This window comes from Streptosporangium sp. NPDC006013, from assembly GCF_040614275.1.
Lineage (GTDB): Bacteria > Actinomycetota > Actinomycetes > Streptosporangiales > Streptosporangiaceae > Streptosporangium.
Genome location: NZ_JBEXUE010000940.1, coordinates 1 through 1,389 on the forward strand (window position 1 = coordinate 1; position 1,389 = coordinate 1,389).

1 protein-coding gene is annotated in these 1,389 nt (G+C 74.4%); it reads right to left on the reverse strand.

Annotation, left to right across the window (positions count from 1 at the left end):
* Positions 1–49 precede the first annotated feature (49 nt).
* Positions 50–1,389: amino acid adenylation domain-containing protein (locus ABZ260_RS51080; protein WP_355633226.1), on the reverse strand; the 1,340-nt coding region annotated here is incomplete at its 5' end.

The following is a 1,389-nucleotide window of genomic DNA, read 5'->3' on the forward strand; positions in this document are numbered from 1 at the left end:
CATGAGCGTGCCCGCTTCGCCTCCTGCCGGTCGAGGTGCGGGTCGAGGGTCAGGGCCGAGACGAGGACGGCGGCGGGTCGGCCGCGGCGCGCGGGGCGACGCGGCCGGCCCCCGCACCGCCCTCGGGAGCGGGCAGCGCGCGCCGGTCGGCCTTCCCGCTCGACGTCAGCGGAAGCTCCTCCAGCAGGACGAAGAAGGCGGGGACCAGGTAACCGGGCAGGGAACGCCTGGCGTGGTCGCGCAGCTCCGCGACCGACGGCGGCGTGTCCCCCGCGGGCACCAGGTACGCGGCCAGCCGCCGGTCGCCCGGCCGGTCCTCCCTGACCACCACCGCCGCGGACGCGACGCCCGGGTGGCCGAGCAGGACGCTCTCGATCTCACCGGGTTCGATCCGGAACCCCCGGATCTTCACCTGGTCGTCGACCCTGCCCAGGAAGGTCAGCACGCCGTCGGCCCGCCACCGGACCATGTCCCCGGTACGGTACATCCGCGCCCCGGCGGGACCGAACGGATCGGCGACGAAGCGCTCGGCGGTCAGCGCGGGCCGGCCCAGGTAGCCGCGGGCCACGCCGTCCCCGGCGATGTACAGCTCCCCCGGCACGCCCGGGGGCACCGGCTGGCAGAGCCGGTCCAGCACGTACACCCGGGTGTTGGCGATCGGCGCTCCGATGGGGGGCGCCACCGTGTTCCCCACCTCGACCGCCACCGTGGTGGACCAGATCGTGGTCTCCGTCGGCCCGTACAGGTTGGTCACCGACCGCGCCGAGGCCGCCAGCGTCCCGGCCAGGTCCGCCGGCAGCGCCTCGCCGCCGACGAGGACCCGCACGCCCGCGAGGGCCTGGCCGCTCTCCTCGGCCACCGCCCGCCAGAGGCTGGGCGTCGCCTGTATCACCGTCACGGATTCCTCGGCGACGACCTGTCGCAGCCGCCAGGGGTCGTGGACCAGCTCGCGGCCGACCAGCACCACCGCCGCACCGCTGATCAGCGGCATGAACAGCTCCAGGCCCGCGATGTCGAACCCGACCGTCGTCATCGCCAGCAGGCGGTCGCGCGGGCCGAGGCCGAACCGGTCCCGCATGTCCACCAGGAAGTTGCGCAGGTTGCCCCGGGAGACCACCACCCCCTTGGGCCTGCCGGTGGAGCCCGAGGTGTAGATGGTGTAGGCCGCGCCGTCCGGATGGAATCCGCCGGTGACGGGGTCGGTGACGGGGCAGCCGTCCAGCGCGGCGAGCACCTCGGGGTCGTCGAGAAGGATCCGGGGCACCTCCTCGAAGGCGCCGGCCAGGATCTCGGCCTCGGCTCCGGCGGTCAGCCACATGAAGCCCCGACCGTTCATGCTGCCCGACCCGCCGCTTCCTCGCATCCCAATATCCGCCCCGCCGAAAAGAG